The organism is Streptomyces sp. SM11, from assembly GCF_002910905.1.
Taxonomy (GTDB): Bacteria; Actinomycetota; Actinomycetes; order Streptomycetales; family Streptomycetaceae; genus Streptomyces.
Genome location: NZ_NEUE01000198.1, coordinates 1 through 6,042, shown reverse-complemented (window position 1 = coordinate 6,042; position 6,042 = coordinate 1). Strand labels below are relative to the sequence as shown.

The 6,042-nt window shown below is 68.9% G+C and carries 4 protein-coding genes; 3 read left to right on the top strand and 1 reads right to left on the bottom strand.

What is annotated here, in order from left to right; genetic code table 11:
- Positions 1-1,404: DUF2637 domain-containing protein (locus B9S58_RS39195; RefSeq protein WP_258044687.1), on the top strand; the 1,404-nt coding region annotated here is incomplete at its 5' end.
- 576 nt (positions 1,405-1,980) lie between these two features.
- Here the strand turns inward: B9S58_RS39195 and B9S58_RS18620 are convergent.
- Entirely contained in the window at positions 1,981-2,406 is a 426-nt protein-coding gene (locus B9S58_RS18620; protein ID WP_103533258.1) for a hypothetical protein, read from the bottom strand.
- Positions 2,407-3,423: 1,017 nt separating this feature from the next.
- Between B9S58_RS18620 and B9S58_RS18615 the strand changes: the two genes are divergently transcribed.
- Together B9S58_RS18615 and B9S58_RS18610 are read left to right on the top strand one after the other, a co-directional pair.
- Positions 3,424-4,536: a bifunctional DNA primase/polymerase gene (locus B9S58_RS18615; RefSeq protein WP_103533256.1), complete on the top strand. Its 1,113-nt coding sequence runs from the start codon at positions 3,424-3,426 to the stop codon at positions 4,534-4,536.
- Positions 4,533-6,042: phage/plasmid primase, P4 family (locus tag B9S58_RS18610; protein WP_103533257.1), on the top strand; the 1,510-nt coding region annotated here is incomplete at its 3' end. The genes B9S58_RS18615 and B9S58_RS18610, both read left to right, overlap by 4 nt.

Below are 6,042 nucleotides of genomic sequence, written 5' to 3'. Positions count from 1 at the left end.
ATGCAGCTGACACGCACGCACCGCATACTCATCGGGGTCGTCATCGCCGGTGCGGTGCTCATCGCCGCGATCGGTTTCGCGGGTTCCTACGCCGCCGTGCGCGAGCTCGCGGAGGAGAAGGGCTTCGGGAGGTTCTCCCTGGTCTTCCCCATCGGCATCGACGCGGGCATCTGCGTCCTGCTCGCCCTGGACCTCCTGCTCACCTGGATGCGGATCCCGTTCCCGCTGCTGCGCCAGACGGCATGGCTGCTGACCGCCGCGACCATCGCGTTCAACGGCGCCGCCTCCTGGCCCGACCCGCTGGGCACCGCGATGCACGCGGTGATCCCGGTACTGTTCGTCGTCTCCGTCGAGGCCGCCCGGCACGCGGTCGGCCGGATCGCGGACATCACCGCCGACAAGCACATGGAAGGCGTCCGCCTCACCCGCTGGCTGCTCTCCCCCGTCCCCACGTTCAAGCTGTGGCGGCGGATGAAGCTGTGGGAGCTGCGCAGCTACGAACAGGTCATCAAGCTCGAACAGGACCGGCTGATCTACCAGGCCCGCCTCCAGGCCCGCTTCGGCCGCAGCTGGCGGCGCAAGGCCCCGGTCGAGTCGATGATGCCGCTGCGGCTGGCGAAGTACGGCGTACCGCTCGCCGAGACCGCCCCGGCCGGGCTCGCCGCCGCCGGAATCGAATCGGCCCTCCTGCCACCGGCCGAAGGGGCCGACACCGAGGAAGAGACGCCCGTGCCCACCTCGGGGCACCAGAGGAGGGGGGAGCGGCCCGCCGGGGGCGAGAGCGCCGGGGCCCGGGACCCGGCTCCGGCGGTCGAGGACGTCGCGCAGGCGGCTGTACCGGCGAGTCCCGACCCGGTTCCCCCGGCCAAGGGCTACGAGGGGGACCACATAGAGCAGTTGACCGGGGGGTCCGGCTGGACCAGCGCGTGGTTCGGCACCGATCAGAAGGCCCCGGCGGGGGGCGCGACCCAGGGAGAGTGGGAAGTGCTTGAGCCCTGGAGCGGGGCGCCCGGAGAGACCCCGGACGACAACGGACGTTCCAGCCACGGAGAGGTTCGCGTCGGAGCTTCGGTGCCCGGTGGGGCGTCGGCGGGTCGGGCGGGGGAGAGGCACGGCACTGTGCACCTGCGGGCCCCCGAGCGCGACGGGGAGCAGGCCTCGTCACCCACTGCCCGTGAGAAGGAAAAGCCTGCGCAGGAAAGGCCGGAACAGGAGCCGGCCATACTCACGGGACCGCGGCTGGTTGCGTCCCGCTACTGGGAGTTGTCCGCCGAGGAGCGCTCCAGTTCGGCAAACTCGCTCGCACCGTTGCTCGCCGAGGGTACGGGCTACACCGTTGGAACGGTGCGTAAGTACCTGGGGGACATCAAGCGGGCCGAGAAGCAGGCCGCCGCAACGGGCTGAGGACCGTCGTCCTTTGATCCGCAGCCGAAAGCGTGGGCGAGCAATCGTCCGACGGGGGAGCGGACGGTGCGCCCTGGATCGAGCCGGTCGGTCGGCCAGTCGGTCGGTCGGCCTCGGGCCGACCGGCTGTTGGAACGTGCTGACCTGCGATTTTCCAACTCCGAATGCGAGGCCTGGCATCAAAGCACCAGCAGGAGAGGGTGACCGAGGTACCGAGGCCCGCGGGAAGAACGTCGCCCCCTGCGGACGCTCTCCTCTTACGTACTCGACTCCTACGTACTCGACGCGCGGGGTCGGAATCGACGGAACGTCCCGATAGGAAGAAACCCACCACGCCGCCATTCCCCTCGTGCCCCGCGTGGCACCCATGGGGCACGACGAGTTCGCGTATCAGCGTTGCTGCCCTGGTGGATCGGCGACCCAGGTCTCCGGATCGGGACCCGGGGCTCTGATGCCTCGGACTCGACGGCTGCGACGCGGGGGAGGGTGGGGAGTGGGAGCCGGCCGGGCTCTGTCGGCGGCTCACCGCCGATGCCCGGCCGGGGCGTCCTGCGCGGTCCGTTCGTCGGTCGAGTTTCAGATCCGGGTCATGGTCGAGGTGTATCCGCCTCCGCCGGGGTAGACCCAATCGCCGGTCGCCGAGGTGCCGTCGGCGTTGAACACACCTTCGAAGTAGGCCGGGCTGCCCCTCTCGCCGGCCCAGATGGTCAGCTTGTCACCGACCAGTTCGTAGACGTAGTCGAACGTGTTGCCGTTCGAGTCGTAGTACCTCGACACCACGTCCTTACCGGCAGGTTCGCCGAACGGGCGGAGGTTCCCGATCAGTTCCATGCCCGTTACCGGCTCGCCGGACTGGGTGAGTTCCACGTGCTGGATCAGGAAGTACCGGCCGGGCATCCACTCGTACCGCACGGTTCCCTCGGCTCCGCCGGTAACAGCCCAGGTACCGACCAGGCGTTCCAGAGCCCTCAGCTCGACGCTCGGCGGGTTGGTCTCAGACATGTCGTTCTCCTCGAAGGGTTCTTCCGGATACCTCTTCACCGCCCGCCCGCCTGTCCGCCGAGCAGCGGACGAGGCGCTGAGCCAGCTGGTGATCTGCGGGAGCAGGTGGAGGCGATCAGGAGCCGCGGACCTGGTTGATCGTGGACCGACCAGCCAGAAGTGCCGGGGGAGCGGTCGGTTCGTCAGGGCGACGTGCCCGGACGACTCGCCCATGCCCAGGTCGTCCGAACTGGCTCCGTGCTCCACGCTGCACCGTCCGGCCCGCCGAGCGGTGGAGCCATGCCGTACCACCGCCGGACAAAACCCGGGAGGGGTGGTCGTCCATGGCTGTGATGGTGTGTCCTCGTGTCCTCCCGACCCGATCGGGGGCGCTGTTGATCGAGGGCCGGGGTGAGTGTCGGCCGCGGTCCGATGCGATTCGCCCACACTCCGGGCAGGCGTGACCGCAGGACGACCCCAAACCGCTCGTGCCCCACGGGATCACCACCCTCGGAGTCGGCGCATATGTGCCGAACCGAGTGCTGGTCGATGGGGTGGCCCCTGCCCCGGCAGACGGTCACGGACCTCAACCATCCGCAACGTCATCGCGAGAACGCTCCGGTCCGGCGGCCCGGCCCCGCGGTCGTCACAGCGACCGGAGAGATGTTCGGTCGCTCGCATCCAGCTGCGGGAGACACCAGGTCGGAGAACGATTACCCCTCCCGAAGCGACTGAAGCGACTGGAGGTTCGGGTATATGAAGGCGTTGTCGTGTGCGGGTGTGCGTCATATATGGATGAGTTCAGTCGCTTCAGTCGCTGTTCGGCCCCCCAGGAGGCTCCGAACTGCTGCTATGTCGATTTAGGAGTTGAGCGACTCACGGGGTTCGGTCGCTCGGAAAATCGTACGCTCGAGTAGGGGCGTCTTCGGCATCAGTACGGTGCAAGATTTGAGGGGCGGAAGTTCCGCATTGGAGGGATGTATTCGCTAATCTGTGCTGGTCGTTTGGGTCGCTTCAGTCGCTATGGGGGAACGGTGTATGGCTCCTGAGCTGCACCTTCTGGGACTCTCCACCGCACGCCCCGGCCCCTTATCCTCGGCTGTGCCGCAGCCCCTGGCCACCGCCCGTTGGTGTGCGGCACAGGGCTGGCCGGTTCACCCGCTGGCCGTCGGCCGCAAGACCCCGGCGGGCAACTGCGAGGCCTGTCGCCGTCCGGGCCATACCTACTCGGGCTGCCCGTGCACGACGGAGGGCCGGTGGTGCCACGGGTTCCGGGCCGCCACCCGCGACGCCGACAGGATCGACCGATGGTGGGGAGGCCACCCGGAGTTCGGAGTCGGAGTCTCCTGCGGTCCCGCCGGGCTGGTGGTCATCGACATCGACGCCCACCGACAGAGCCTCCCCGATCGCAGCCGTCTACTCCCGGGCATCCCCATCCCTGACCATGTCGACCTCACGGGCCTGACGAACGGCTTTCACACCCTGGCCGTACTGGCAGCCCTGCGGGGCGCCCCCGACCCGGCCGCCGACGGGAGCACCCTGCGGGTGCGGACCCCCTCCGGCGGCCTCCACGTCTGGTATCGGGCTCCCGAAGCCGGTGCGTGGCGGAGCTCCGCGGGTTCGGGCGGCGGGCGCGCGCTTGCCTGGCAAGTGGACGTCCGCGCCCACGGGGGGTACATCATCGCGCCGGGCACCACCACCCGGGCGGGGGCCTACACCGCGCTGGGCACCGTCAGGAGACCTGCGGTGCTGCCCGCTTGGCTCGCCCAGGAGCTTGAGCGCACCGGGCATCTGCCCCAGGAGCGGCCGGCCGGGCCGAAGCCCGTACCACCGAGAGCCCTCCAGGCCGTCATCGCCGCGGGGGGCGGCCGGCAGGGAGCCTTCGGCGTGCTCAGCTCGGTGCTGGCCGAAGTGACCGCTTGCGCCGCGCACACAGAAGGCGTCGGCTTCTCGGAAAAGCTCAACCGAGCCTCGTACACCGCGGGCGGGCTCGTCAGCGCCGGGCACCTCACCCGTGAGCAGGCCGAGCAGATCCTCCAGGACGCCGCCGCCGGGGCCCGCCCCGGGCAGGAACGCCGGGCGGCCCAGATCATCCGAAGCGGGATGACCGCGGGTTCGCGCCGTCCGCTGTACCTGGGGAGACACGGATGACCTCCCTGGAAGGTTCACAGGCCGGCTTCGACGCCCAGGCCGTGGCGGCTCAGATCATCGCCCGAACCGAGCCTTCTCCCGGCCGGCCAGGGGCGGAGGCCGAGAGACACCTCACGGCGCAGGCACATGCGTCCCCGCTCCAGAAGCAGGTGTTGGCGGTGGGGTTGTTGCCGGATTCGTTGACGGATCGGGGGAATGCGAAGTTGTTTGTGCGGTTGTATGCGCGGGATTACCGGCATGTGTCGGGTCTGGGGTGGTATCGGTGGGACGGGACGCGGTGGCGGAGTGATGAGGACGATACGGTGCTGTGGGCGGCGGGGGAGATGGCGGAGGGGATCGCCACGAGTGATCCGCGGGGGGTGTATTCGGATGCGGTGTTGCACAGGCATCGTCGTCGTGCGTTGAGTACGTCGGGGATCAACGCGCTGCTGGGGCAGGCGAGGTCGGCGCCGGGGATGGTGCTGAGCGCGGGTGCGCTGGACGCGGACCCGTATGTGCTGTGCACGCCGGCGGGGATCGTGGATCTGCGGTCGGGGGTGCTGCGGGCTCCGGATCCGGACCGGGACTTCCATTCCCGTTCGACGTCGATCGGTCCGCGGCGGATGCCGACTCCGCGCTGGAACCGTTTCCTGGCCGACACGTTCGGGGACGATGCCCAGGGCACGGAGATGATCCGTTTCCTGCATCTGCTGCTGGGGTACTCCCTCACCGGTGATGTCGGGGCGCAGGTCCTGCCGTTCCTCTTCGGTTCGGGGAAGAACGGGAAGTCCGTTCTCCTGGACGTTCTGATCAAGCTTCTGGGTGACTACGCCGATGCTGCGCCTCCCGGTTTCCTGATGGCCCGGCCCTTCGAGGGACACCCCACCGATCTCGCCGAACTCCACGGCCGCCGCGTGATCGTGTGTTCCGAGGTCAAGCCGGGTGACCGTTTCGACGAGGCCCGGGTCAAACTCCTGACCGGCGGCGACCGCATCAAGGCACGCCGGATGCGCCAGGACTTCTTCTCCTTCGCCCCCACCCACAAACTCTGGCTCCTGGGCAACCACCGCCCCGAGGTCGGTACCGGCGGCTACGCCTTCTGGCGCCGGATGCGTCTGATCCCCTTCGACCGTGTCGTCTCCGACCACCAGAAGATCGACAACCTCGCCGACATCCTCGTCACCGAGGAAGGCCCCGGCATCCTGAACTGGCTCGTCACCGGAGCCCATCAGTACCTCAACAGCCCACGCGACCTCACCGGACCCGAAACCGTCCGCATCGCCACCACCGCCTACGCCGAGACCGAGGACCACACCGGCCGTTTCCTCACCGAACGCTGCACCCTCCAGCCCCACCACCGTGTCGAACAGGCCCGCCTCTACAACGCCTACAGAACCTGGTCACGCGCCGAAGGCATCACCCCCACCTCCTCCCGCGCCTTCGCAGCCCGCGTCCGCGAAACCATCGGACTGTCCTCACCCAAAGAAATGCTCCTCTCCAACCAACGCAAGCACTACCCCGGCATCC

Excerpts from the sequence above, each read along its gene's own strand:
- B9S58_RS18620 (WP_103533258.1), bottom strand. The coding sequence starts at position 2,406 with ATGTCTGAGACCAACCCGCCGAGCGTCGAGCTGAGGGCTCTGGAACGC.
- B9S58_RS18615 (WP_103533256.1), top strand. The coding sequence starts at position 3,424 with ATGGCTCCTGAGCTGCACCTTCTGGGACTCTCCACCGCACGCCCCGGC.